Genomic DNA, 22,461 nt, shown 5'->3' with positions numbered 1-22,461 from the left:
AACTACCCCGCTCACGCGACTGGCACCGCCGCAGTCCCACTAGGCTTGCACTATGCAGCCTCTCAAAGTTCGCCTAAGTGCACTGGTTTACTACCTTCCTGTCATCCTCTTGTTGACCCTGCTCAAAGGCTACTTCGTCATCGGGCATCTGTGGCGCAAAGATGCTCATCATGTGCGCGAACTCCAGCTAGTACCCTTTAACGACTTCATCGGTGCTTCCAGCTGGTTCGGGCCGCTGTTCAACGCGGTGGGAAACATGGTGCTGTTTGTGCCGCTGGGGCTACTCGCTTACCAGCTCATCGGCAGCGTCAGGCGCACCATCTTTCTGGGCTTTGCGCTGTCCTTGGCCATTGAAACTGTGCAGTTTCTCTTCGCCCTCGGCATTTCTGACACCGACGACCTCATTCTGAATACTGCGGGCGCAGCCATTGGTGCTCTCTTGGCATCGAAGCTGCCGTGGGAACGGTTTTGGCGCTGGTCCTGCATTATCTTCGCGACCTTCATTTATGTGCTTTACCTGCTCGGTCCACGGCTGGGTTCGGAAGAAGCCATGGTCGAGGCGTTTGGTCTTTACCCCTAAGCAAAACGCCAGTTCAGGTAGCAAAAATTAGAGACGGCCCGCATCGGGGGGGGGATGATGCGGGCCGTACAAAACCCGGCCGAGGGGGGGGATTGGCCGGGCCGCCGGCCGCGCAACCATTTCTGGGGGGCCAGGCTGTTTTGAGTATTCCACGTACCCCACATTTCAGCAAGGGGTAAAACTTAACTTTCGCCAGGATTCTTATAGGCCACGCAAAGGCGGTGCCGCTAAGCTGTTCTCGTGACTACTTCAAGGCGAATCGCAGCATTCTTCGACCTTGATAAGACGATCATTGCGACATCTTCGGTACACGCGTTTAGTCAGTCTTTCATGGACGAAGGGTTCATCACCCCTGGTCAAATGGTGCGTCTCATTATTTCCAAGGTGATGTACATGCAGGTCGGCCATGACGACGAAGGCATCGACGACACCAAAAACCAGTTCCTGGAAATCATCGCGGGCTGGCCAGTCGCCGACATTCGCCGCATCATCGCCGAATCCATGACCAAAGTCATCACTCCGCTGGTTTACGCCGAAGCGCAACGCCTCATCGATTGGCATAAGGGACTTGGCCACGACGTCGTCATTGTGTCGGCGTCGTCGGTAGAGTTCGTCGAGCCCATTGCCCATGTGTTGGGCGTATCGACGACTATTGCTACCGAAATGGAAATAGTCGACGGGAAATACACCGGCAACATCACGCTCTACAACAAGGGCGAGGAAAAAGCTCGCCAAATGCGCAAACTTGCCCAAGCGCTCAACATTGATCTCGAGCAGTCCTACGCCTACTCCGATTCCATTGTCGACCTGCCAATGCTCCAAGCCGTCGGTTCTCCGGTGGCGGTCAACCCGGATAAGCAGCTGCGGGAAGCAGCCCAAGAAAACGAGTGGGATATCCGCGTCTTCGATAACCCGGTGCCGCTTTTTGAACGCACGTCAACACGCACCGGCATCGCCGGCGGAATTATTGTGCTTGGCATTATCGCTATCTCAATGTCGCTGGCAGTGCGTCGCGGTGTGAAGGAGCAGCGCCGCTGGTCACGCAGGCGTGCCCGGCGCAAACGCCAACAACACCTGCTCCGTCGCGGTTAACGAACACGGTTAACGAACGCGGTGAAAGAGCGCAGCTAACTAGCCGGCAGCATCGGCAATGGACCGTGCTTCCCGGGCGCCCTCACTCAGCCCCTGCAGGTGGAAGAGTAGCCACTGCCGCACCCCGTCAGCACCGCCATCACGGAACCCCGCGGCCAGCTCCTGATACTTCGCTGGGTTCCGAGACCACCACACCTCCGGCACCGCGAGGCCGCGCGGGTCCACGCCACTCGACAGCAGCACCAGCCGAGATGCCGCCCGGGCAACCATCCCGTCGTCCACGACAGTTCCTGGTTGCAGTGCCGGGTTTGATCCGCCACCAAACGGGGCAAGCGTCAGCAGTTCACCATGCACCACACCGGCCAGGATGGCGCCATGGACTTTGGAGGTCGTCACCATCCGGGCGAGCAGGTGCAAGCGCTCGTCAATAAGTCCAACTGGCAGGTTGGGGCGCTGTTGCGGGCGGCCGGCGTCGGGGGCTTCTGGGGCGCATACCGTCGCCAATTTCGCTAGCACCTGCAGCGGTGCTCGGTTCCAGGTGCGGACCGTTTCGCCAACGACTTCCGGCGCCAACAGGTCGTAGACGCGCAGGGATTGTGCGAGTACCGGGTCAGAAATTTCCCCGTCACTGGCCAGTGCAGCTGTGCCGCCGGAGAGCACCGCGGAGGAGCGAGCACCGCGCAGCACAGACTCGGCACCAGTCATGCCATGTTTGCGCAGGTTAACGCGATGGCGGTGGACTGCGCTAATGTCATCTGCAGCAGCCTGCGCCGCTGGCAGCACTCCATCGAGTTCCTCAAGTGGGGCTAATGGATCTGTTTCCAGTGGGTTTGTCATTCTTACATCTTGCACACATAAGCTGATTTCGTGGCAACATGGCAGGTAATCGTGATTCACACGCAGGAGGACTAGTTTTGAGCACCGAAAAGCCAAAGGGCATGTACACAACCGGCGCAGATGCATTCAGCCCGAAGGTGAACTCCATCCCGCTGAAAAACGTCGACACCCACGCACCAGGCGAAGCCAGCCTGGGCACCTTGGTCAGCGACGCCACCTCCCAGATTTCCAGCCTGGTCCGCGCTGAAGTTGAACTAGCGAAGGCCGAAATCACTAAGTCCGCCAAGCAGGGTGCTATCGGCGGCGGCCTCTTCGCTGTTGCCGGTGTCATTGCCCTGTACAGCTCCTTCTTTTTCTTCTTCTTCGCCGCGGAGCTGTTGGCCGAGTGGCTGCCACGCTGGGCTGCCTTCCTCATCGTCTTCGTCTTCATGCTGCTGCTAGCAGGCGCGCTGGCATTCGTTGGTCTGCAGCGAGTGAAGAAGGTCAAGGCGCCGGAGGCAACCATTGAGTCGGTCAACCGCCTATCCGAGGTGGTACCGGGGTCGTCTGCGCAGCGTCAGGCACAAGCCCGCGCGAACAACTCCGGCATGTTCACCTAGCACCCTGGCAGTTTCAGACAGTTCTGGACAGTTGGCTTTTTCTCCCCCAACGCCCCTTCCGCCACGTGACTCCTCACCTGTTGAGCCGAGTCCGTGGCGGGAGTTGTTTTTGGATACCCGCGGCATCCGCCTCCGCCTCACCATCGCCGGACGGGGCGATGCCGATACCGCCCCCTTCCTGCTACTCATCCATGACGCAGGTGGCTCCAGCGACGATTGGCACGCCGGTCAATCCGCTCTTGCCGCCGCCGGCTACTTCACCGTTGCGGTTGATCTGCGTGGCCACGGCGGCAGCGACCGACCGCCTTCCGGCTACGACATCCCCACCGCCGCAAGCGATATCCAAGGCATCATCCGCGCGTTCGGTGCCCCCGCCACCGTCTTGGGCTTGGCCCGCGAGAACACGTTCCCGCAGCTTCAGCCACATTCCCGCCCGCGGTTTTCCGACATGTTGGTGCGCTATCTTGCCGCCAAATTGCCACTCGATGTCCGTGCCCACGGCGTCGTCACGCAGCTGCCTAACCCCCTGCTGTGGCCGCGGGTATCCGACCTCCGCGCCCAGCTACCGGACCCCCTGTCCCCCGTCGACGGCGCCGCACGGTACGTCCGCTGGCTGCGACTATCCCGTCAGGGCCGCCAGTTAGTACGGTCGCTGCCACCTGCCCCATCCGTGCTTATTGACGATTTGGTGCGCCGCTCACCCGCGGCGCAACTGTCGCATTAGCGCGCGACACAACTCGCGGTACCCCGAGGCTCCGTCGCAGTCTTCCAGTACGGCAGGTTGCTATCTAGGTGGTCGAGCACCTGCTTGTTGGTCAGTACGTAGCCCATCTTGTTGTCCTCCATGGACTGACCAAACACCACACCAATCACTTTGCCGTCCAGACCCAACATCGGGCCACCGGAATTGCCTTGTCGGATGGTGCCGCGCACCGCGTAGGCTTCGCGTTCAATCCGGGTTTCACCGTAAATGTCCGGCCCGTCGATAATCAGACGGTTGGCCACGCGCCCTGCTTCGGCAGAAAACGGCCCGGATTCTGGGAAACCCATCACCACTGTTTCTGTGCCAGGATCCACTGGCGCCACCGGCATCTCCAGCGGCTTCAGCGGCAAATCTTCGGAGTGCAGCACCGCAATGTCTTGCTGCGGGTTGTAGTACACCACGGTCGCTTCGGCGACGCCGGCAACAGTTTCAATGGATACCTTGTCGGTGCCGGCCACCACGTGCGCATTAGTGATGATGGTGTTTGGCGCCGCCACAAACCCAGTCCCCTGCAGCAGCCGGTCACATTGCGGGGCTTCCCCCAGCACCCGAACCACAGATGAGCGCACCGCTTCGACCATCGCCGAGTTCACCGAGTTCGGGTTCGGAGGCCGATTATCCGACGGCTGGGTGGCGGTAGCATTCGGCGATGGAATCACCGGCATGCCCGATTCGTTCAGCATCTGCGCCAGATATGCCGGCACCCGCGCCGCCATTGGAGGCATCACTTGGCTGGTTGCCGCCAACATTTGGGAACCGCGCAGCGCGTCATTGAGCGTGCCTTGTTTGGTGGAGGCCAGCGGTACTGTCAGCATCCACACCACCACCATGGTTGCAACTACCTGCAGGACGGCGCCAAGCCCACTGTCTAACCCAACGACTTGTGGGGAACGGAACTTATTCGCTAGAAACTGCCCCGCCATCGTCGCCGCAGCATGGCCGACAAGCGCCAGTACCGCCACGCCAGCTAACCCGATGACGGGTTGCCAAGTCGGACTGTTGACCATGGCCATGGTGTACGGCGCGATGGTGATGCCGATGATGCCGCCGGCGACCAGACCAATCAGCGCGAAGAACGAGGTCAGTGCGCCGCGCTGCCAGCCGACGATGGCGGAGACTATCAGCAACGCCAAAATCACGGCGTCAACGATGTTGAATCCGAACAGTGTGCCGTCCATGTTGCTTTAGTGTCCTATTGGTTGAATACGCCGGGGATGCGTAGTTGGTCCATCGCTTCACCGTTTGCCGAGTCTGCCAGCACTTCCAGCAGGTCGTGATGAGTATCGGTGTTCCAGGGTAGTTCCCATCCTGCCTGGTGGATCAGTCCGTCCAAAATTGCGGCGGTAAAGCCCCATACGACGAAATCCCCCAGCCGGAATGCCGGTCCGTGGTAGTCGCCAGCGGCGAGCATCATCCGATTCGACGGTTCCAGCAGCAGCTGAAGCGGCACTTTCTCCACCCAGTCCGCTTCCTGCGGGCTCACGGCACTGATGGTCGATGGCTGTTGCCAATAGGCCAGCACTGGGTGCACATCGTGGTTGGTCCGCGGGATGTGGACTTGCGGCAGCGTCGCCAGCGGCGCCACCCCGGTGATATCCACACCGGTTTCTTCCCACGCTTCGCGCAGCGCCGCGGCTTGCGGAGTCGGATCAGTGTCATCGATCCGGCCGCCTGGGAAGGCAATCTGTCCGGAGTGTTTCCGCATGGTTGCTGGTCGGTGCAGCAGCACAACCCCGGCATCATCAGGTAGGTCCTCGGCTTGCGGCGCGCCACCAAACAGCACCAGAACGGCGGATTGTTTCGCGTTCGCTGCCCGAGTGCGCAGGTCCACGTGTCGACGGGATTTCGGCACCACGCCGCGCCGGGTATCGTCAATAAGCCCTGTTAACCACCCTGGCACCGGCATTGCGGTCATGGCCCACCTACCTTTCCTGCCTGTTAGGTTCTCGCTACTGCGTTCTCGCTGTTAGGTTCTCGCTGTGCGCTTAGCGCAATGCTTCATTAACAGCCTGCTCCAGTTCGGCTGCCGATGTGAAGGTCTTCGGGAATTTCGCCGCAACTGTGCCATCGGCGCGCAGCACAATGGTCTGCGGCACCACATTCGGCAGTTCCAACGCCGCCGCGAACCGACCGTCATTATCCAACCAGCTCGGCATCTTCAGCCCGACGGACTGCGCAAATTCAATGCCCTTTTTCGCATGCGCATTCTCATGCACCCCGACAACCGTCAGGTCGGAACGCTGCTGCTGCAGCTGATCAAACAGCGGCAGTTCATTCCGGCAAGGTGCACAATTCCACGCCCACACATTAATCACCGCAGGTTTGCCCGCCAGCGCCGTCTGCAGGTCAGTACCGTCCCCAGGCGCGCCGAGGCAGTCCATAGTCACCCCGGCCAGTGGTCCGCCTTCTGCGCTTATTGACGAAGTGGCGCTGCCTTCCTCCGGTGCTGGGCAGGCAGAAAGACCGGCGTCCATGTTGCTGGTCGAGTCCTCGGCAGCGGACTCGGTGCCGCCGGTGCCGCTTGGAGTGTCGGCGCTATTGACGGCGCGCAGCAGCACAGGCGCCAACGCCAGTAGCAACGCAAGGGCAAGCACAGCGCCGGCAATGGACATTTTCACGGTATTCGACATCGCTGAAAGTGTAGCCTGGCTAGGCAGTTTCGTCGGATTCCGCCAGCGCAAGCAGATGGTCACGGTCTGGTGATTTGAGCATTTTCGCCGCTGCTACGGGGTCGGTTGGCCCCGCCAGACCGTAGGAGGGGCAGTCATAGGCCAGCAAGCAGGCACCGCACGCAGCACGCCGGGCAAAGCACACCCTACGGCCGTGGAAAATGATGCGGTGCGAAAACATGGTCCATTCCCGTTTTTCAATCAGCTGGGCAATGGCATGCTCAATTTTCACTGGGTCAGTTTCTTCGGTGAGGGCTAGGCGGTGAACCAGACGAGCGAAGTGAGTATCGACAGTTAAGCCCGGTGTGTTGAACGCGTTGCCGAGGACAACATTCGCGGTTTTTCGACCAATTCCGGGGAGTTTGACCAGTTCGGCGAGCGTGTCTGGCACTTGGCCGTCATGCTCGGTGACTAGGGCTTGGCCGAGACCGATAAGGCTGTTGGCTTTGTTGCGGAAAAAGCCAGTTGGTCGGATAAGCTCTTCCAGTTCTGTGCGATCGGCTTCGGCGTAGGCCTGGGCAGTCGGATAGGCCGCGAATAGTGCTGGGGTGACTTGGTTGACGCGCACGTCGGTGCATTGGGCCGACAAAATGGTGGCGACGGTCAACTCGAGTGGGTTACGGAAATCGAGTTCGCAATGGGCGTCTGGATAAGCCATTGTTAACGTTCGATTGATTCGTCGCGCCCTGCGGGTGCGGCCTAACGGGGTCTCGGCCCCAGCGCTTGCAGGGTGTTTGCCTGGCAGTCGGCGGCGCCTCGGGGTGGTGGACATGTGAGCAAGTGTACCGGCGGGTTTGTGAGGGACTGCGATTACACATCCACGTTTCGGGGCAAAAGTAGATAGTCCTTCCCATATTGTGGCGCGTTTGACATAGACTAGTCGAAGGAATCACTTAGCTATGAGACGGAGATAACACCGTGGATGTACAGGAAATTCTGTCGCGTGCCGGCATTTTTCAGGGAGTCGACCAAAATGCGGTCGAGGCGCTGATTGGTCAGTTGGACACCGTCAAGTTCCCTCGGGGCACCACCATCTTTGAAGAGGGTGAACCAGGTGACCGTTTGTACATCATCGTTGAGGGCAAGGTGAAACTTGCCCGGCACTCCCCGGACGGTCGCGAAAACCTGCTGACCATCATGGGCCCATCCGACATGTTCGGTGAGCTGTCCATCTTCGACCCAGGCCCACGCACCTCCTCCGCAGTGTGTGTCACTGCGGTGCAGGCGGCAACGATGAACTCGGAACTGTTGTCGGACTGGGTTGGCCAGCACCCGGAAACTGCGCAGCAGCTGCTGCGGATGCTGGCACGTCGCCTCCGTAAGACCAACAACTCGCTGGCGGATCTGATTTTCACGGATGTGCCAGGCCGTGTCGCTAAGACGCTGCTGCGGTTGGCTGGCCAGTTCGGCACCCAGGAAGGCTCACACCTGCGGGTCACCCATGACCTGACTCAGGAAGAGATTGCGCAGCTTGTTGGTGCCTCCCGCGAAACGGTGAACAAGGCGTTGGCGGACTCTCGGTGCGTGGCTGGATTCGCCTGGAAGGCAAGTCGGTCGTCATCACTGACACTGAGCGGCTGGCTAAGCGCGCTCGGTAATCGTCACAAAGCTCAAAAGCCCTAACCGCGGAAAGAACCGCCGTTAGGGCTTTTTGTTGCCAAGTTATTGCCGGGTTGTTGCCCGTGCCGGCACCGGCAACGGGGCTACCTAGGCATCTGGGTGCTCAGCGAGGTATCGCAAGGTCACGCGGGTGGACTGCTCAGCTGCGCCGCGCAGCACAGGGTCCACGTCAGTGTAGATTTCGTCGACAATCTGGTTAACCGTGGCGTCGGCACCAAGCTTGGCCTGCGCAGCCTTCACCTGTTCAAGGCGCTGGTGGCGGCGGTCGATGTACTTGCGTGCCATTGGGGCCAAGTCCGGCAGCTCTGCGCCGTGGCCAGGCATGAGCGTGACACCTGCGCCACGCTTTTCCAGCATCTCCAAGGTTTCGATGTACTTGCCGAGGTCGCCATCGGTTTCCGAAATCATGGTGGTGTGGCGGCCAGCGATGGTGTCACCAGTGATGATGCCTTCCAGCGGGGTGCCCTCGCCACCGGTGTGGACGAAGAACAGTGCGGAGTCGGCGGTGTGGCCCGGCGCGGCAACAACCTCAATCTGTGGGGTGACGCCGTCCACGGAAATCCACTCGCCGTCTTGCAGCGGCGCGGCGCCGGCGCAGTACCGCGGGTCAACCGCGCGCACTGGGGCGCCGGTGAGCTGGCGGAGACGTTCAATGGCATCAGCGTGATCGTGGTGCCGGTGGGTAATGAGAATCAGGGCGACCTCTTCGGCGTGACGCGTCAGCACGTTGAGATGGCCTTCATCCTGGGGACCTGGGTCCACAATGATGCTGCGGGGGTCACCTTCCGCGCGCACAACCCAAGTGTTCGTACCTTCAAGCGAAGCGTAGCTCGGGTTAGGGCAAAGAATGACACCGACTGATTCAGTCACAGGACGTAGCTGGGCGTAGGCAGGATGCTGCATACCCAACAGTCTACGTCCTTTTGCTTTAGTTATGGGCGCTCGGCCGCAAGCTCAACGATAAGCTCGATTTCCACTGGGGAGTTTAGCGGCAATTCTGCTACCCCAACTGCGGAACGAGCATGCTGGCCGGCTTCGCCGAAAATTTCGCCAAGCAGCTCCGATGCCCCATTGACTACCCCTGGTTGTCCATGGAAGCCAGCAGCGGAAGAGACAAATCCAACAACTTTAACTACTCGAGCCACATTATCGAGCCCCACGAGGGAATCCACAGCAGCAAGCGCATTAAGGGTGGCGATACGGGCCTGTTCTTTGGCTTTGTCCACCGAAACGTACGAAGTGTCGGCGACATCAATATCAGTAGTGTCTGCAACTTTGCCGACAACCGGCAGTTCACCGTCGACAAACGGCAGCTGACCAGAGGTCCACACCTGCTGGCCGACCTGAATGGCTGGCACATAGGCCGCCACAGGGGCTGCAACCTGTGGCAATTCGATACCGAGTTCTTTTAGTCGTTCAAACCAGGAAGACATGCGTTACACATCTCCCATGGAGCGCTTCAAGTAAGCGACGTGATCCTCACCCGTTGGGCCAGGCAGCACAGCGACGAGCTCCCAGCCGTCGGCGCCCCACGTATCCAGAATTTGTTTCGTAGCGTGCGTCAGCAGTGGCACAGTGGCGTATTCCCAAGTCTTATTCATGCTGACTACCTTACGTGTTTACCGCTTAGCGCGACGCCAATTGCTCAGCGTAGTAATCGGCCCAGCTGGTGACCTCTGGGTGCTTACGCAGCAGGGCACGACGCTGGCGTTCCGTCATACCGCCCCAGACACCGAACTCGACACGATTGTCCAGCGCATCGGCGCGGCACTGCAGCACAACCGGGCAGTGGCGGCAGATGACCGCAGCCTGACGCTGCGCAGCGCCACGAACAAACAGTTCTTCTAGGTCGACTTCGCGGCAGTGCGCCTGGGTGACCCATTCCTGACGGTCGTAGAAGCTCTGCGCGTTCGGGACGTTTGGTTCCTTGTCGCCGTATGGGTTCGAAGATTGTGGGCGGGTAATGGATGCAGTCATGTCGGTTCCCTATTTTCTTACTGTCGCTGTAACAGACGTTTCATCACAATTTTTTTGTAAGTCTAATCACACAACTTTCCGGTTGTCGAGTGCGTCACATTTTAGGGGGTTGTATCAACTCTGCCCACAGATGGAAGTCACGTAGGGTAATACGCGTGAAACCAATTGCCGCTATAAAACAACTTCTCGCCGCAATCGCGGTTGGCGGAGTGTTAGTTGCCGCGCTCCTCTTCCCCGTCATCGGTGGCGCAGGTTATGCCTCCTCACGGGCAGCCGAAGCGCTAACGGCAGAGACAGCAGCCATTAACAATGGTCTCGTCCCGACCGTCAGCACCGTGCGTGACGCCACCGGAAAACCCATCGCTTGGCTCTATGACCAGTACCGAGTCGAAGTAGAGCCCGACGCCATCGCACAGCCGATGAAAGATGCGATCGTGGCAATTGAAGACCGTCGGTTCTACGAACACGACGGTGTCGACTGGCTCGGCACCATGCGCGCAGCCTTAGCCAACTTCACCGCTGGCTCCGTCCAACAGGGTGCATCCACTTTGGAGCAGCAATACATCAAGAACTACACCCTGCTGGTATCAGCAACTACCCCCGCTGAACAACGAGCAGCCACCGCGACAAGCTACACCCGAAAGCTCCGCGAAATCCGATTGGCACAAGACCTCGACGACCAAATGTCCAAAGAAGAGGTCCTCACGCGCTACCTCAATATTGTGCCCTTCGGCAACGGTGCCTACGGCATCCAAGCGGCAGCGCAAACCTACTTCGGAAAAGACGCTAAAGACCTCGAAGTTCCCGAAGCAGCAATGCTCGCCGGCATGGTGCAGTCTTCCTCCGCACTGAATCCATTTACGGCGGAAGAAGACGTCAAAAAGCGCAGAAACCTCGTACTGGACGCCATGGTGGCCAATGGGGCCTTGACGGAAGCTGGGGCCGCGCAACACAAAAACTCTGAACTCGGGGTTTTGGATAAACCGAAACGGCTGCCACGCGGCTGCATTTCGTCCGGTGACCGGGCATTCTTCTGCGACTACGCCCTGGAATACCTCGAATCGCATGGTCTGCCGTTGGAAGATATTCTCCGCGGTGGTTACGACATCAAAACCACCCTCGACCCGCAGGCCCAAGACTCCGTCAGCCGGGCGCTAGCAACCTACGCCGACCCGAAAGCAAAAGGCGTCGCGGAGGTAATGAACCTCATCGAGCCGGGACAAAACAGCCGACGCGTACTCGCCATGGGCTCATCACGCACCTATGGCCTCAACCAAAAGGACGAAGAAACCGTCCAGCCGCAACCACACGCCACCGTTGGGCACGGCGCTGGGTCGGTATTCAAAATCTTTACCGCTGCCGCCGCGCTGCAAAAAGGTGCGGGCCTGAATCAAACCCTGTCCGTACCGCGGCGCTACGAAGCGACCGGAATGGGCCACGGCGGCGCCGACAACTGCCCACCGAACACCTACTGTGTGGAAAACGCCGGCTCGTACCGCGACTCCATGACGCTGCAAGACGCGCTTGCGCACTCCCCTAACACCACTTTCGTGCAGCTCGCCGAATGGGTCGGTATCCCAGCCGTCGTAGACATGGCAGTAAAACTAGGGCTACGCAGCTACGACGACCCTGGCACCTACAACGGTGACATGTCCGTAGCGCAATACTGGAAAGACTCCAACCTCGGTTCCTTCACCTTGGGCCCAACAGCAGTGGATAACCTCGAACTATCCAATGTGGCAGCAACCCTGGCTTCCCACGGCAAATGGTGCGAACCAAGCCCAATCGACTCGGTGACCGACCGCGATGGCAAACCAGTGAAATTGAAAACCCCAGCCTGCGACCAAGCAGTCTCGCCGCAGTTGGCAGACACCCTGGCAGTAGGCCTGTCTAAAGATACTGTCAGCGGCACCGCCGCCGGGGCAGCTGGCACTGTGGGTTGGAGCGGACCGGTCGCCGCAAAGACCGGTACCACCGAATCGCACCAGTCGTCAGCATTCCTGGCATTCACCGGAAAACTGGCAGGCTCGACCTACATTTATAATGACTCCCCAACTGCCTCAGAACTGTGTGCCGCCCCGCTGCGCCAGTGCCCATCCGGCAACCTGTTCGGCGGTAAAGAACCAGCACTGACCTGGCTCAATGCTGTCGCGCCGCTGCTGCCGACCCACGGCGGAGCATCCCTGCCTCAGGCCGACCCGAAAATGCTTCACGGCACCCAACAACCATCCGGCGCGGTGGTACCGATCCCAGATGGCGGGTCAGATGGCGACGACGGCGATAGCTCTCGGCCATCCCGGGACCGCCGGCCACGCGGCGGACAACCACCACTGGTGATTGAAATTCCGGGTCTACCGCCAATTACCATTCCAAACGGTTAGCCCTGCAGGCGTGCGCGCACTGCTTCCGACAGCCGCTTGCCGTCCACACGGCCAGCGGCTTTGTCCTTTGCAGCCTTCATCACTGGGCCCATCGAGGCCATCGATGCGGGCTGACCGGAGTCTGCTTCGACTGTAGAGACAACGTCATCCAGCAGTGCGGTCAGCTCGGCGTCATCCAGCTGCTTCGGCTGGTACTTCTCCAACACAGCCACTTCTGCCAGTTCTGCCTCCGCCAACTCTGGGCGGCCATTCTCGGCGTACACATCCGCCGATTCACGGCGACGCTTAATCTCCCGGGCAATGACAGCCAGCACCTGCTGGTCATCGAGCTCGTGCTTCGCGCCGGAGGTCTCTTCGGTCTGCAGTGCGGCCTTGAGCATGCGCAAAGTGCCAGTGGTGACCTTGTCACGTGCTTTCATCGCTGCGGTCATATCGGAAATGATGGTCTGTTTCAATTCACTCATGCTGTCAGGATACGTCCCCAACGGCAGCAATATTCGAAAGCGACACCTGCATGTAGCCTAGGAACGTGTCTAAATTCCTGCGCCCTGTCTTAGCTGCTACGGGCTTGTCCGCCGCATCCGGCGCCGCAGCCTTGGCGTACGCCCACTATGTTGAGCTCAATGCTTTCCGCGTACACCACATTCAGCTACCGGTACTGCGCCCCGGCGCGGGCACCCTAAAAGTACTGCATATTTCGGACCTGCACATGCTCCCCGAACAACGCGCTAAGCAAGCGTGGGTCGCGGGACTATCTGCCCTCAAACCGGATTTGGTTGTCAACACCGGCGATAACCTCGGCGACAGTAAAGCAGTGCCAGCAGTGCTCCGCGCATTGGATCCGCTGCTGCATGTGCCCGGCCTGTTCTGCTTCGGCACCAACGACTACTTTGGCCCACGCCCAGTGAACTGGCTGAAGTATCTGACCGGGAAGAAGCGGAAAGTTTCTGACGAAAAGCTGCCGTGGGAAGGCATGCGCGCCGCTTTCATTGAGCATGGCTGGCAAGACGCCACCCATCAACGGCTCAATTTCAAAGTTGCCGGGGTCAATGTTTCCGTCGCCGGTGTCGACGACCCCCACCACGACCTTGACGACTACGACCAGATCGCTGGCCAGCCGCACCCCGACACTGACCTAGCAATCGGCCTGACGCACTCCCCAGAGCCGCGGGTCCTAGACCGCTTCGCTGAAGACGGCTACAACCTTGTACTCGCAGGTCACACCCACGGCGGGCAGGTTTGCCTTCCTGGCGGTAAGGCCATTGTCACCAACTGTGGCATTGACCGTTCCCGCGTCGCTGGTGTCTCCCGTTGGACTGAGCGCACCTGGCTGCACGTCTCTAACGGCCTGGGTACCTCCAAGTACGCGGCTATCCGCTTCTTCTGCCCACCGTCGGCAACCATGCTGCACCTGGTAGAGCGCGAAGCGCCCCAGAACTAGCCGCCCAGCGCCCAGCCCATCCAGCGCGCGAGTCATGCGCCGCTGCTACTCCTCGTTTTCTGGGCGGCCGAACATCACCAGGACCGCTTCAGAGACGACGGCCAGGACCGCCAGCACCCCGACGCCAATCCACACCAGCGGTCCGCTGGTGGCATTGCCAATCGCAGTCAGTGCCATCGTTGGGTAATGCAACGGCATCAACGCCGCTGCTGCTTGTGCTGCTTCCGGAATATCTGTCGCCATGCTGGTCCTCCACACCACTCCGACGATTCCTACTTGCAAAATCGAGCCAATCGCCACCAAATAGCGGCCGGTTGTCTTTCCAAAAATTCGTTGGCTTGCGGCCGTCATTAAGCCCGCGGTGAGTGCTGCCAACACCACAACGCCGACGCCGGCCAGCCCACGCTGCCAGGTGAAACCTTCCGCCACAGCGAACAGCGCCACGGACGCCACCGCCGCAACCACCGCGGTCACCGCGCCTGCGACAACCACCCGCCGCGGCCACGACCGTGCAACCTGGAACAGGCCGCGCAACCAGTCACTGCTCCACAGCAGCGCCGCACCGAACATCGCCAACGCCGCAATCAGCACCGCAATCGTCGGGGCGAGCGCCGCTACCGCACCGGTGTCAGCCTCGNCATCCCCACCCGCGCCGTCAGCAGTCCCACCATTTGCCGCATCGATCTGGTTGGCCGTTGGCACAGGTAGCGCACGTTTAGCCTCCGCAATCTTCTGGTCAGTGTTGGTCACCTGCCGGTCGACGGTCACCAGCCCATCCCGCAGGTCCTTGGTACCGGTGTGCAATTCCGCCATGCCAGTGGACAGTTCCTTCGCGCCCTTCGCGGCTGAGTAAATGCCATCGTGGTACGGCGCGCCAGGGTCATTGAGCTGCGACGCCAGCTCCTTCGCACCCGATTTCAGCTTGTTCGCCTGGTCAACCGCGTTGGAATCAATGCCCTGCGTCGCAATCTGCTTCTTCACCCCAGCAAGGTCCTTGCGCAGCTGTGGGGCGCGCGGGTCCTTACTGTCTTTGAGCGCTTTGTCAGCTTCATCAATGGCGCCAAGCACCGCCGTTTGTGCAGCAACCAACCCGGTCAACCCATCAACCATGGTGTTCACGCCGTCGGAGACACTTTTCGCGCCGGTGCCTAGCTCCCCGGTGCCGTTTTGTAGCAGCGTCAGCCCGTCGGACAGTTCCTTCGCCCCGTCCTTCGCAGTTTTGGCGCCCTTTTCCAGTTCCACGGCGCCATCTTTCGCAGCGCCGGACCCAATTTTGGCGAACCCAGCTTCGGTCCCGGCAGCGCCCGTTGCCCGGCGCGCGTCCTGGATTTGGTTGACGTCAACGTTCATGCCGCCTGCACCTGGCGCGGCGACTTGCTCCCCCTCAGCACTCCCCCATGTGGCTGCGATATTAGCGTTACTGCCCCACAGATATCCCGCGCCGACTGCCAACGGCAGCAGCATCACCAGCAGTGCTGCTACTGCTTTCAGGCTTGTAGAGCGGGGACGACGCGCACCGGGTGTTTCCTCGGCGGCGTCTGGGACATCAGCTTCGCTATTTTCGGTGGCCATACCATAAGAAGCTAGTGACGTAGTTGACTAAGGGCTGTCAGGCGCGCCCAATATCACGGCTGGTAGCGTGAATTAGTGCTTAGTTAACAATGGAAAGATGGTGCCACCACTGTGACTCTCCTTAGTGTCCCAGCATTGGTTGCTCTGGCACTGATGCTATCTCCCATCGCTGCGCGCATCTTAGGTCGAGGGGCTGGTTGGCCCATAGTGGCCTTTTTTGTTGCTGCGCTCGTTCAGCTGGCTCGGCTCACTCCGACTGCTAGCTCTGCTCCAGCGACATGGGAGCAGCGTTGGTTCCCGTTAGTTATCCCCGGCCCGCTGGCGGATTCTGACATTGCCATTAGTTTCGCTTTCCGCGCGGACCCACTGTCCCTCGGTTTTGCGATGCTGGCGCTAGGGATCGGCTCGGCCGTCTTCATCTATTCCACGTTTTATCTGCCCAAGCGGGACGGTGCCGTCAGTTTCTACGTGCTGATGACCACCTTCATGCTGGCTGTGGTCATGTTGGCACTGGCCAATGACATCGTCCTGATGTTCATTGCGTGGGAATTGGTCTCCATCTGCTCCTTCCTGCTTATCGCCCGCGCGGGCAGCGGCGGCGAAGCAGGCGCCATGCGCACCCTCATCATCACGTTCTTCGGTGGGTTACTGCTGCTTGCCGCGGTTGCGATGACCATTTCCCTGACCGGCACCACGGTGCTTGTTGACGTTTTGGGCTCCTCGCAATGGGCTGAGCATCCGGAAGAAACCACGATTATTGCTGCGCTGATTGCGCTGGCAGCCTTCACCAAAGCTGCACAGTTCCCTTTCCACCCGTGGCTGCCGGAAGCGATGGCCGCCGCTACCCCAGTGTCGGCGTTCCTGCATGCGGCCGCAGTGGTCAAAGCTGGTGTGTATGTCCTGCTGCGGTTCTCGACGGTGTTTGCTGACAATGTGGTGTGGCAGGGGCTGCTTATTTGCGCCGGTATGTTCACCGCGGTGATGGCCGCGCTGTTTGCATTGCAGCAAACAGATCTGAAACGCCTGACGGCGTACTCGACGGTGTCACAGCTCGGGTGGATTGTGGCAACCATCGGCATTGGTACCCCATTTGCGCTGGCAGCAGCCGTGGTGCACACCTTGTCGCACGCCCTGTTTAAGTCGTCGCTCTTCATGTTGGTCGGCGTCATTGACCATGAGACCGGCACCCGTAATATCCGCCGGATCGGTTCGGTCTGGCGACAGATGCCGTTCACCTTCGGTGCCACCGTCATCGGTGCCGCGTCGATGGCTGCGGTGCCGCCACTTTTCGGCTTCCTGTCGAAAGAAGGCATGCTCACGGCGTTTAACACCGGCGGATTGTCTGGCATGTGGACGGCAGTGCTGCTGGCCGTTGCCTTCATTGGTGCCACGTTAACGTTTGCGTACTCGGCTCGCTTGGTTATCGGCGCGTTCATTGACGGTGACCGCGATATGAGCCATGTTCATGAAGCACCGGTGCCACTGTGGCTGTCCGCTGCGCTGCCAGCTTTGCTGTCGGTGCCGCTGGTGGCAGTGGTCGCGGTACTGGATAAGCCAGTCGATGCCATTGTCGGTGCCATCGCCGCTGAGTCCCCGCAGACGCATCTTGCGCTCTGGCACGGCATTAACTTGGAACTTGGGTTGTCTCTGCTTGCGATTGCCGCCGGCATTGGCTTTATTGTGGCGCGCAGTGTCGTCGATAAGGCGATTGAAGGCCGCGAACTGCTACCAACCAATGGTGCCAAGGTCCTCGCCGCCGTCGAACGCCAGGCCAGCCGTCTTGGTGCGGTACTGAATAAGCCGACCGAGTCGCTGCAGCCAGCGCAGTTCTTGGCACCAATTTTGTGGTCCATCATTGCGCTGGGCGGCGTGGTGCTGTGGGGCGTCGGAACCGAGCAGGTTATCGACGGTGTACCTATTGCGGAGAAGGTCGCAAACGTCGACCGCTGGTGGGATCTGGCGGCGCTAGCTGTCGCTGCCGTCGGTGTATTCGGGGCGGTACGCAGCCTCACCCGACTGAAGGCCATCATTATGGTGTCCATTTCCGGTGTCGGCGTGACTTTGATGATTCTTTTCCTCGGCGCGCCGGACGTTGCCCTCACCCAGTTCATGGTGGAGGTGCTGGTCACCGCACTGATGATGCTGGTGGTTCGCCGCATGAGCCCAGAGTTCCCGACACCAAGCAAGAACCAGCGCATCTTCGCTGCCGTCACCGCCATCGCCATGGGTGTCGTAACCTTCGCAGCGGTCTGGGGCCTGACCGGGCGCACTGGCCGCAATGAAATCGGTGAATGGTACCTGGCCAACACGCTGGACATTTCTGGTCAGCCGAACATTGTCAACGTCATTTTGGTGGAGTTCCGTGCATTCGACACCCTCGGCGAACTCACCGTGCTGGGCTTCGTCGGTGTGGCAATTGCCGCAGTGGTCTCTTCCATTCCGCGCGGCCAGATGGAATTTGTGCCAGTGCCAATGAAGCAGCCAATGCTGGGCACCTTGCCGTTGGTGCAGCTTATGCGGATTTTTGGTCCGATCCTGATGATTGTGTCGGTGCTGATGTTCCTGCGCGGTCACACCCAACCAGGCGGCGGCTTCAATGCAGCACTGGTGGCGTCGGCCGGGTTGGCATTGATTTACCTGGCTTCTGACCGCGACGAACCAGTAATGCCAAAGTTCCCACCGGAGTGGTTCATCGGGGCCGGTGTCAGCTTGGCGGTGTTCTCCGGCGTGTTCGGCCTAGCCAAGGGCAGTTTCCTCATGCCATTGCACGGCACAGTCGGGCCGCTGGAGTGGAATACCGCGCTGATTTTCGACCTTGGCGTCTACTTCGCGGTGATCGGCATGTTCCTGACTGCCTTGAACTACTTGGGCGGTGAGGGTCGACCAGGTACCGACAAACCACTGAAACCGGCCCAACTTCCGCAGCTACAGGAGGTCGAGCAATGATTCTGGCGCTGTTAATTGCAGTGTTGATGGCCGGCGGCACATACCTAGTCATGATGCGCGGCATGGTCCGCATTGTGCTCGGCATGAGCTTGATTACGCATGCCGCGAACCTTCTGATTTTGTCGACCGGTGTGGGCGCATGGCGCGCCGAACCAGTACTCAATGGTGTGGATCCTGCGCAGGCCGCAGACCCACTGCCGCAGGCCTTCGTGCTGACCGCCATCGTCATCTCCATGGCGACGACCGCCTGCATGTTGGCGCTGTCGGGGCTGGGCCGGTCGGATGACGCCTTGAAACTGAGTGACAAAGAATTGGTCAAAACTGAATTGGACCTGCGTGGTCGCCGGGCGGGTCGCCGCATTGTCGACGTCCCAGAAGAGACTCAGGCACAAGGACAGACACAAGGACAGGCGCAAGCAACGGAGGGCAAGAAGTGACACCGACAGCTATTGGTCAGCTCCTGCCGCTGTTCCTGGCCGTACCCATTGTGCTGGGCGCCTTATCGACGGTGTTGCGCAGCCTCGCGGCGCGCCGTCTACTGCTGGTCGGCACTCCCCTGCTGAGTTTCCTCGGTGCCGCCGGCCTACTGGTGGCACACCAAGAGCATGGCACCATCGCCCATGCCATCGGCAACTATGCCGACGGGATTGCCATCCCCTTTGCCTCGGACTCCTTTTCCGCGCTGATTATTCTGACCGCTTCCGGCGTGGTGTTCTGCGCCAGCTGGTTCGCCATCGCCGCCGGTGAAGACGAAGCCCGCTTCTTCCCAGCACTGGCACTCATGCTGCTCGGCGGCGTGAACGCTGCCCTGCTCACCGCGGACTTGTTCAACTTCTTCGTGGCCATGGAAGTGATGCTGCTGCCGTCCTATGGCTTGATTGCCATGTCCGGCACCTGGTCGCGCCTGTCCGGCTCCCGAGTGTTTGTCATTGTGAACCTCTTCGCCTCCACAACACTGCTGGCGGGTGTGGTGTTGGTGTATGCCACTGCGGGCACCGTGAATATGGCAGCGCTCGCCCATGCGGCCCGCGGCAACGGCCCAGTCACCGTGGCCATGGGTATTGTCATGCTGGCGCTGGCAGTGAAGGCCGGTATGGTGCCGCTGCACACGTGGTTGCCACGCACCTACGCGGGCACATCCGCTACCGTCATGACGCTCTTTTCTGCCATCCACACCAAGGTCGCCTTCGTGCTGATGTTCCGACTAAGCGTCCTGATTTTCGGCCTCGACCCACGCTGGACCTGGCTCGTCATTGTGCTGATGTCCATCTCCATCATCGTCGGTTCCATTGGCGGTATGGCTGGCCGCACTATCCGTGAGGTGCTTGCCTACCAGATGGTCACCGGTATGCCGCACATTCTGATTGTGCTGGCTTTTGCTACTTCTGGCGGCGATTTCGCGCGCGCTGCGCTAGCCGCTGGTGTGCTCTACGCGGTGCACCACATGGTGACGATGGGTTCGCTGCTGCTGACCTCTGGCGCGATTGAAGAGACTTATGGTTCGGGCAATTTGCATAGTGTCTCGGGCATTATGCACCGCGATCCGTGGGTGGCTGCGGTGTTCGCGGCTGGCGCGTTTTCGCTGGTTGGTTTGCCGCCGATGTCGGGCCTGTGGGGCAAGGTGGGCATTATGATTGCCGCCGCTGAACCTGCGGACATGCGCAGTTGGGTTGTTATTACCGTCATTGTGATTGGTAGTTTCTTCTCGCTGTTGGCGATGATTCGCGTGTGGCGTGAAGTGTTCTGGGGTCGGCCAATGCAGAAAGTGAACCCCGGCTTGCGGATTCACCCAGCGTTGTCGGCGCCTGGCGCGTTGCTGGTGCTGGTGTCCTTCGGCATGTTCCTGCTGGCTGGTCCAGTCTCGGATGCAGCCGCCGACGCTGCGGAAGCGTTGATTAACGTTGATGGATATGTCGCGGCAGTTTTCGATAACCCGGACGCGGCGATTGCGGTTCCGGAACCACAGCCTGAAACTGGAGGTGCGAGTTAAATGAAGCTGACCACCGCCTTCACCTATTTTCCATGGCTAGCGAAAGAAATTGTGGTCGCCAGCGTGCAGACCATGGCCATGTTGTTTAATCCTCGTCGGACGTATGACCCAGTCGTGGTCAAGGTGCCACTGCGGCTGAAGCAGGACAGCGAAGTGGCATTGTTCGCGTTGTCCATCACCATGACTCCAGGCACGTTGACCTGCACTACCGCCGCCGATGACCATGGCCGGTATTTCTTGGTACATGCGGTCCAAGGCCAGGATATCGCGGCGCTTGCGGATTCCTTCGCCGACATGGAGGAGCGCATCAATCCGGATATTCGGGCTAAGGCTCGGCCGGAGGTCTCGGTGCTTCCGGAGTATCAGCGTCCATTTCATTCGTCGCAGGAAGGTGCGTAGCAATGCATTGGCTTGATGTTGTAATTGCAATTGCCGCGGTATGTGTGGCCACCACCATGCTGGTCGGTGCCATCACTGCGGTGCGCACGAAGAAACGCAGCATTGTCGCAGTGCTGCCGGACATTGTGCTTTTCCCAGCAGTGGGCCTGTTCTTGCTGTTCAGCTTGCAGACCCACTCCAATGTCACCTACGACATTGCCCTGTTGTCGGGTGTGTTGGCTTTCGTATCCACGTTGGCTACTGCCCGCATCCTCACGAAAGGCGGCCGTTAAATGCTTATTGACGGATTGATTGCATTTTTCGTGGTTTTGGGAACGATTCCGATTGTCGCTAGTGCTATCGCGGTTGTGCGGCTGCCCGATGGTCTGTCGAGGGCGAATGCCATGGGGCTGGTGACTGTCGCGGGTCTGCCGAATTTCATTGTGGCGAACCTCATTCGAGATGCCGCGGATAACACCTTGGGCTGGGGCGGTTTATTGTCCGCCATCGTCGCGATTATCGGTCTACTTGCGGTTCTTGCGACGGGCTCGACGATGATGGCTCGCGCGCTGCTGACAGAAGAAGCGCCCGGCGCACTTGCGAAACCCGAAAAACGTGCCCGAAATTCATAACTTCGGCCAATATTCATTTTTGAACACCCTATTTTCAAGTTATCCTTAAATGCATATTAGATAAGAGGGGCACCTTCTCGGTTTCCGGTGCCGCACTCTGCGTGGAAGGTATAACGAACAAAATGACCCGCAAAAGTGTCAGCCGTGCAGGCGCCACCCTTGCCTGCCTAGCGATGCTTTCCGTTGGTGCGCCCACTGTGTCAGCGAAAACCATCACCGGCAACACGTCGCCGCAGGACCACGAAAAAGCGGCGAGCTTGCTTATGAGCGCACGGCAGACTGTGGCGATGTTGATCTGATCGTCGTTAAGCCCACTGGCGGGAATGAATTTGATAACCCGCAGACAATAGGCCAGATTGCGGATATTGAATTTACGGCGCAAAAGCTCGCTGGATATGACCTGACCACCGCCGAAGGGTGGAAAAAGGCCCGAGCTTTGACCGAAAAGGAAGCTGAAAAGGGCCCATTTGACGGCGACAAGGTTTCCGCGCGGACGGACGCGGAAGGCAAAGCCTACTTCCAAGGCCTTGAGGTTGGACTGTACTTGGTGAAGGAAGTTGTTCCGAAGAATCCGCAGGGCGCGTACAAGCAGTCTGTGCCGCTGCTCATTACCTTGCCGGTTGGGTTTAAGGGGTCAACGGATGATCCGAATCCTCGCTGGGACTGCCGCGTCGAAGTCAACGCGAAAGTGAACAAGCCGGGTACGCCACCGGGCACACCGGAGGTGCCGCCGAAGACGCCACCAAACACACCGCCTAAGACCCCGCCGTCTACCCCGCCACAGTCGACAGTGCCACCGACCCCAAGCACCCCGAAGGACGGTACCTCAAACAATGGGATCCGCGGCGTCATTGCACGAACTGGTATCACCGCGCCGAGCGTGTTCATCGGGTTGGGTCTCCTTTTGATTGCAGCTCTGGTGCTAGTACTGCGCCGGAAGAAGAATGCTGACGAAGGCGATGCGTAGTCGCTGACTGCCGGTGC

General features: G+C 59.8%; 24 protein-coding genes and 1 pseudogene. 15 read left to right on the top strand and 10 right to left on the bottom strand.

Features of this window, described 5'->3' with window-relative positions; translation table 11 throughout:
- The first annotated feature begins 52 nt into the window (after positions 1-52).
- Both A3EC_RS0100240 and A3EC_RS10760 read left to right on the top strand, forming a co-directional pair.
- A complete protein-coding gene (locus A3EC_RS0100240) occupies positions 53-580 on the top strand; it encodes a VanZ family protein (protein WP_040427858.1) in 528 nt (175 codons plus the stop codon).
- A 240-nt stretch (positions 581-820) separates the two neighbouring features.
- Positions 821-1,672 carry an HAD family hydrolase gene (locus A3EC_RS10760; protein ID WP_083879907.1) on the top strand — a complete coding sequence of 284 codons (852 nt, stop codon included), beginning with the start codon at positions 821-823 and terminating at the stop codon, positions 1,670-1,672.
- A gap of 39 nt (positions 1,673-1,711) precedes the next feature.
- Here the strand turns inward: A3EC_RS10760 and A3EC_RS0100230 are convergent, their stop codons facing one another.
- The gene (locus tag A3EC_RS0100230) at positions 1,712-2,509 is read right to left on the bottom strand and encodes a Fic family protein (protein ID WP_018023141.1); all 798 of its coding nucleotides are present in this window, start codon (positions 2,507-2,509) and stop codon (positions 1,712-1,714) included.
- A gap of 101 nt (positions 2,510-2,610) precedes the next feature.
- On the opposite strand from A3EC_RS0100230, the gene A3EC_RS0100225 reads away from it, so the two are divergent.
- Together A3EC_RS0100225 and A3EC_RS12230 are read left to right on the top strand one after the other, a co-directional pair.
- Positions 2,611-3,108, top strand: a complete 498-nt coding sequence (locus A3EC_RS0100225) for a phage holin family protein (protein WP_040427936.1) — start codon at positions 2,611-2,613, stop codon at positions 3,106-3,108.
- 109 nt (positions 3,109-3,217) lie between these two features.
- Positions 3,218-3,832, top strand: a complete 615-nt coding sequence (locus A3EC_RS12230; protein WP_211206055.1) for an alpha/beta fold hydrolase — start codon at positions 3,218-3,220, stop codon at positions 3,830-3,832.
- Here A3EC_RS12230 and A3EC_RS0100215 read toward each other — a convergent pair.
- From A3EC_RS0100215 to nth, 4 genes are all read right to left on the bottom strand, one after another.
- Positions 3,829-5,049, bottom strand: a complete 1,221-nt coding sequence (locus A3EC_RS0100215; protein ID WP_018023138.1) for a MarP family serine protease — start codon at positions 5,047-5,049, stop codon at positions 3,829-3,831. The genes A3EC_RS12230 and A3EC_RS0100215 overlap by 4 nt on opposite strands.
- Positions 5,050-5,063: 14 nt before the next feature.
- The gene (locus A3EC_RS0100210) at positions 5,064-5,786 is read right to left on the bottom strand and encodes an NUDIX hydrolase (RefSeq protein ID WP_018023137.1); all 723 of its coding nucleotides are present in this window, start codon (positions 5,784-5,786) and stop codon (positions 5,064-5,066) included.
- A 70-nt stretch (positions 5,787-5,856) separates the two neighbouring features.
- Positions 5,857-6,501 (bottom strand): TlpA family protein disulfide reductase, encoded by a 645-nt coding sequence (locus tag A3EC_RS0100205; protein ID WP_018023136.1) that lies wholly within the window; start codon positions 6,499-6,501, stop codon positions 5,857-5,859.
- A gap of 19 nt (positions 6,502-6,520) precedes the next feature.
- Positions 6,521-7,312: an endonuclease III gene (gene nth, locus A3EC_RS0100200; RefSeq protein WP_026162023.1), complete on the bottom strand. Its 792-nt coding sequence runs from the start codon at positions 7,310-7,312 to the stop codon at positions 6,521-6,523.
- Positions 7,313-7,458: 146 nt separating this feature from the next.
- Here nth and glxR point away from each other — a divergent pair.
- Positions 7,459-8,138: pseudogene (gene glxR, locus A3EC_RS10750) on the top strand (CRP-like cAMP-activated global transcriptional regulator GlxR).
- Positions 8,139-8,247: 109 nt separating this feature from the next.
- On the opposite strand, the gene A3EC_RS0100190 reads toward glxR, so the two are convergent.
- The 4 genes from A3EC_RS0100190 to A3EC_RS0100175 are packed head-to-tail and all read right to left on the bottom strand — an operon-like array spanning position 8,248 to position 10,137.
- Positions 8,248-9,063, bottom strand: a complete 816-nt coding sequence (locus A3EC_RS0100190) for an MBL fold metallo-hydrolase (RefSeq protein ID WP_018023134.1) — start codon at positions 9,061-9,063, stop codon at positions 8,248-8,250.
- A 29-nt stretch (positions 9,064-9,092) separates the two neighbouring features.
- Positions 9,093-9,593 (bottom strand): RidA family protein, encoded by a 501-nt coding sequence (locus A3EC_RS0100185; protein ID WP_018023133.1) that lies wholly within the window; start codon positions 9,591-9,593, stop codon positions 9,093-9,095.
- Positions 9,594-9,596: 3 nt separating this feature from the next.
- Positions 9,597-9,761, bottom strand: coding sequence for a Sp36 family protein (sp36, locus tag A3EC_RS13005; RefSeq protein WP_018023132.1), 165 nt, complete (start codon positions 9,759-9,761; stop codon positions 9,597-9,599).
- Positions 9,762-9,786: 25 nt separating this feature from the next.
- The gene (locus A3EC_RS0100175; protein ID WP_018023131.1) at positions 9,787-10,137 is read right to left on the bottom strand and encodes a WhiB family transcriptional regulator; all 351 of its coding nucleotides are present in this window, start codon (positions 10,135-10,137) and stop codon (positions 9,787-9,789) included.
- Positions 10,138-10,292: 155 nt separating this feature from the next.
- Between A3EC_RS0100175 and A3EC_RS0100170 the strand changes: the two genes are divergently transcribed.
- A complete protein-coding gene (locus tag A3EC_RS0100170; protein ID WP_018023130.1) occupies positions 10,293-12,518 on the top strand; it encodes a transglycosylase domain-containing protein in 2,226 nt (741 codons plus the stop codon).
- Here the strand turns inward: A3EC_RS0100170 and A3EC_RS0100165 are convergent.
- A complete protein-coding gene (locus tag A3EC_RS0100165) occupies positions 12,515-12,982 on the bottom strand; it encodes a GatB/YqeY domain-containing protein (protein WP_018023129.1) in 468 nt (155 codons plus the stop codon). The two genes, A3EC_RS0100170 and A3EC_RS0100165, sit on opposite strands and share 4 nt — an antisense overlap.
- 77 nt (positions 12,983-13,059) lie before the next feature.
- Between A3EC_RS0100165 and A3EC_RS0100160 the strand changes: the two genes are divergently transcribed.
- From A3EC_RS0100160 to A3EC_RS12995, 9 genes are all read left to right on the top strand, one after another.
- Entirely contained in the window at positions 13,060-13,959 is a 900-nt protein-coding gene (locus A3EC_RS0100160; RefSeq protein WP_211206062.1) for a metallophosphoesterase, read from the top strand.
- A gap of 1,683 nt (positions 13,960-15,642) precedes the next feature.
- Positions 15,643-18,477, top strand: a complete 2,835-nt coding sequence (locus A3EC_RS10745) for a DUF4040 family protein (RefSeq protein WP_156812782.1) — start codon at positions 15,643-15,645, stop codon at positions 18,475-18,477.
- Positions 18,474-18,914 (top strand): sodium:proton antiporter, encoded by a 441-nt coding sequence (locus tag A3EC_RS0100145; protein WP_018023125.1) that lies wholly within the window; start codon positions 18,474-18,476, stop codon positions 18,912-18,914. The genes A3EC_RS10745 and A3EC_RS0100145 overlap by 4 nt, the downstream gene beginning before the upstream one ends.
- Before the next feature lie 11 nt (positions 18,915-18,925).
- Positions 18,926-20,467 (top strand): monovalent cation/H+ antiporter subunit D family protein, encoded by a 1,542-nt coding sequence (locus tag A3EC_RS0100140; RefSeq protein WP_040427930.1) that lies wholly within the window; start codon positions 18,926-18,928, stop codon positions 20,465-20,467.
- Positions 20,468-20,866 carry a Na+/H+ antiporter subunit E gene (locus A3EC_RS10740; RefSeq protein ID WP_018023123.1) on the top strand — a complete coding sequence of 133 codons (399 nt, stop codon included), beginning with the start codon at positions 20,468-20,470 and terminating at the stop codon, positions 20,864-20,866.
- Positions 20,867-20,868: 2 nt separating this feature from the next.
- The gene (locus tag A3EC_RS0100130; RefSeq protein WP_018023122.1) at positions 20,869-21,138 is read left to right on the top strand and encodes a monovalent cation/H+ antiporter complex subunit F; all 270 of its coding nucleotides are present in this window, start codon (positions 20,869-20,871) and stop codon (positions 21,136-21,138) included.
- Complete coding sequence (locus A3EC_RS10735; protein WP_018023121.1) at positions 21,139-21,477, top strand: monovalent cation/H(+) antiporter subunit G; 339 nt, start codon at positions 21,139-21,141, stop codon at positions 21,475-21,477.
- A gap of 122 nt (positions 21,478-21,599) precedes the next feature.
- A complete protein-coding gene (locus A3EC_RS13000; protein ID WP_018023120.1) occupies positions 21,600-21,776 on the top strand; it encodes a hypothetical protein in 177 nt (58 codons plus the stop codon).
- A complete protein-coding gene (locus tag A3EC_RS12995) occupies positions 21,773-22,444 on the top strand; it encodes a pilin N-terminal domain-containing protein (RefSeq protein WP_342661860.1) in 672 nt (223 codons plus the stop codon). The genes A3EC_RS13000 and A3EC_RS12995 overlap by 4 nt, the downstream gene beginning before the upstream one ends.
- Positions 22,445-22,461: the final 17 nt, after the last annotated feature.

Origin of the sequence: Corynebacterium ulceribovis DSM 45146 (genome assembly GCF_000372445.1) — a bacterium.
In the GTDB taxonomy this organism is placed as follows: Bacteria; Actinomycetota; Actinomycetes; order Mycobacteriales; family Mycobacteriaceae; genus Corynebacterium; species Corynebacterium ulceribovis.
The sequence above is the reverse complement of the archived record's forward strand: the minus strand, read 5'-3'. Positions and strand labels throughout refer to the sequence as shown.

Excerpts from the sequence above, each read along its gene's own strand:
- A3EC_RS0100240 (WP_040427858.1), top strand. The coding sequence starts at position 53 with ATGCAGCCTCTCAAAGTTCGCCTAAGTGCACTGGTTTACTACCTTCCT.
- A3EC_RS0100230 (WP_018023141.1), bottom strand. The coding sequence starts at position 2,509 with ATGACAAACCCACTGGAAACAGATCCATTAGCCCCACTTGAGGAACTC.
- A3EC_RS0100225 (WP_040427936.1), top strand. The coding sequence starts at position 2,611 with ATGTACACAACCGGCGCAGATGCATTCAGCCCGAAGGTGAACTCCATC.
- A3EC_RS0100215 (WP_018023138.1), bottom strand. The coding sequence starts at position 5,049 with ATGGACGGCACACTGTTCGGATTCAACATCGTTGACGCCGTGATTTTG.
- A3EC_RS0100210 (WP_018023137.1), bottom strand. The coding sequence starts at position 5,786 with ATGACCGCAATGCCGGTGCCAGGGTGGTTAACAGGGCTTATTGACGAT.
- A3EC_RS0100205 (WP_018023136.1), bottom strand. The coding sequence starts at position 6,501 with ATGTCGAATACCGTGAAAATGTCCATTGCCGGCGCTGTGCTTGCCCTT.
- nth (WP_026162023.1), bottom strand. The coding sequence starts at position 7,312 with ATGTCCACCACCCCGAGGCGCCGCCGACTGCCAGGCAAACACCCTGCA.
- A3EC_RS0100190 (WP_018023134.1), bottom strand. The coding sequence starts at position 9,063 with ATGCAGCATCCTGCCTACGCCCAGCTACGTCCTGTGACTGAATCAGTC.
- A3EC_RS0100185 (WP_018023133.1), bottom strand. The coding sequence starts at position 9,593 with ATGTCTTCCTGGTTTGAACGACTAAAAGAACTCGGTATCGAATTGCCA.
- sp36 (WP_018023132.1), bottom strand. The coding sequence starts at position 9,761 with ATGAATAAGACTTGGGAATACGCCACTGTGCCACTGCTGACGCACGCT.
- A3EC_RS0100175 (WP_018023131.1), bottom strand. The coding sequence starts at position 10,137 with ATGACTGCATCCATTACCCGCCCACAATCTTCGAACCCATACGGCGAC.
- A3EC_RS0100165 (WP_018023129.1), bottom strand. The coding sequence starts at position 12,982 with ATGAGTGAATTGAAACAGACCATCATTTCCGATATGACCGCAGCGATG.
- A3EC_RS0100145 (WP_018023125.1), top strand. The coding sequence starts at position 18,474 with ATGATTCTGGCGCTGTTAATTGCAGTGTTGATGGCCGGCGGCACATAC.
- A3EC_RS10740 (WP_018023123.1), top strand. The coding sequence starts at position 20,468 with ATGAAGCTGACCACCGCCTTCACCTATTTTCCATGGCTAGCGAAAGAA.
- A3EC_RS0100130 (WP_018023122.1), top strand. The coding sequence starts at position 20,869 with ATGCATTGGCTTGATGTTGTAATTGCAATTGCCGCGGTATGTGTGGCC.
- A3EC_RS10735 (WP_018023121.1), top strand. The coding sequence starts at position 21,139 with ATGCTTATTGACGGATTGATTGCATTTTTCGTGGTTTTGGGAACGATT.
- A3EC_RS13000 (WP_018023120.1), top strand. The coding sequence starts at position 21,600 with ATGACCCGCAAAAGTGTCAGCCGTGCAGGCGCCACCCTTGCCTGCCTA.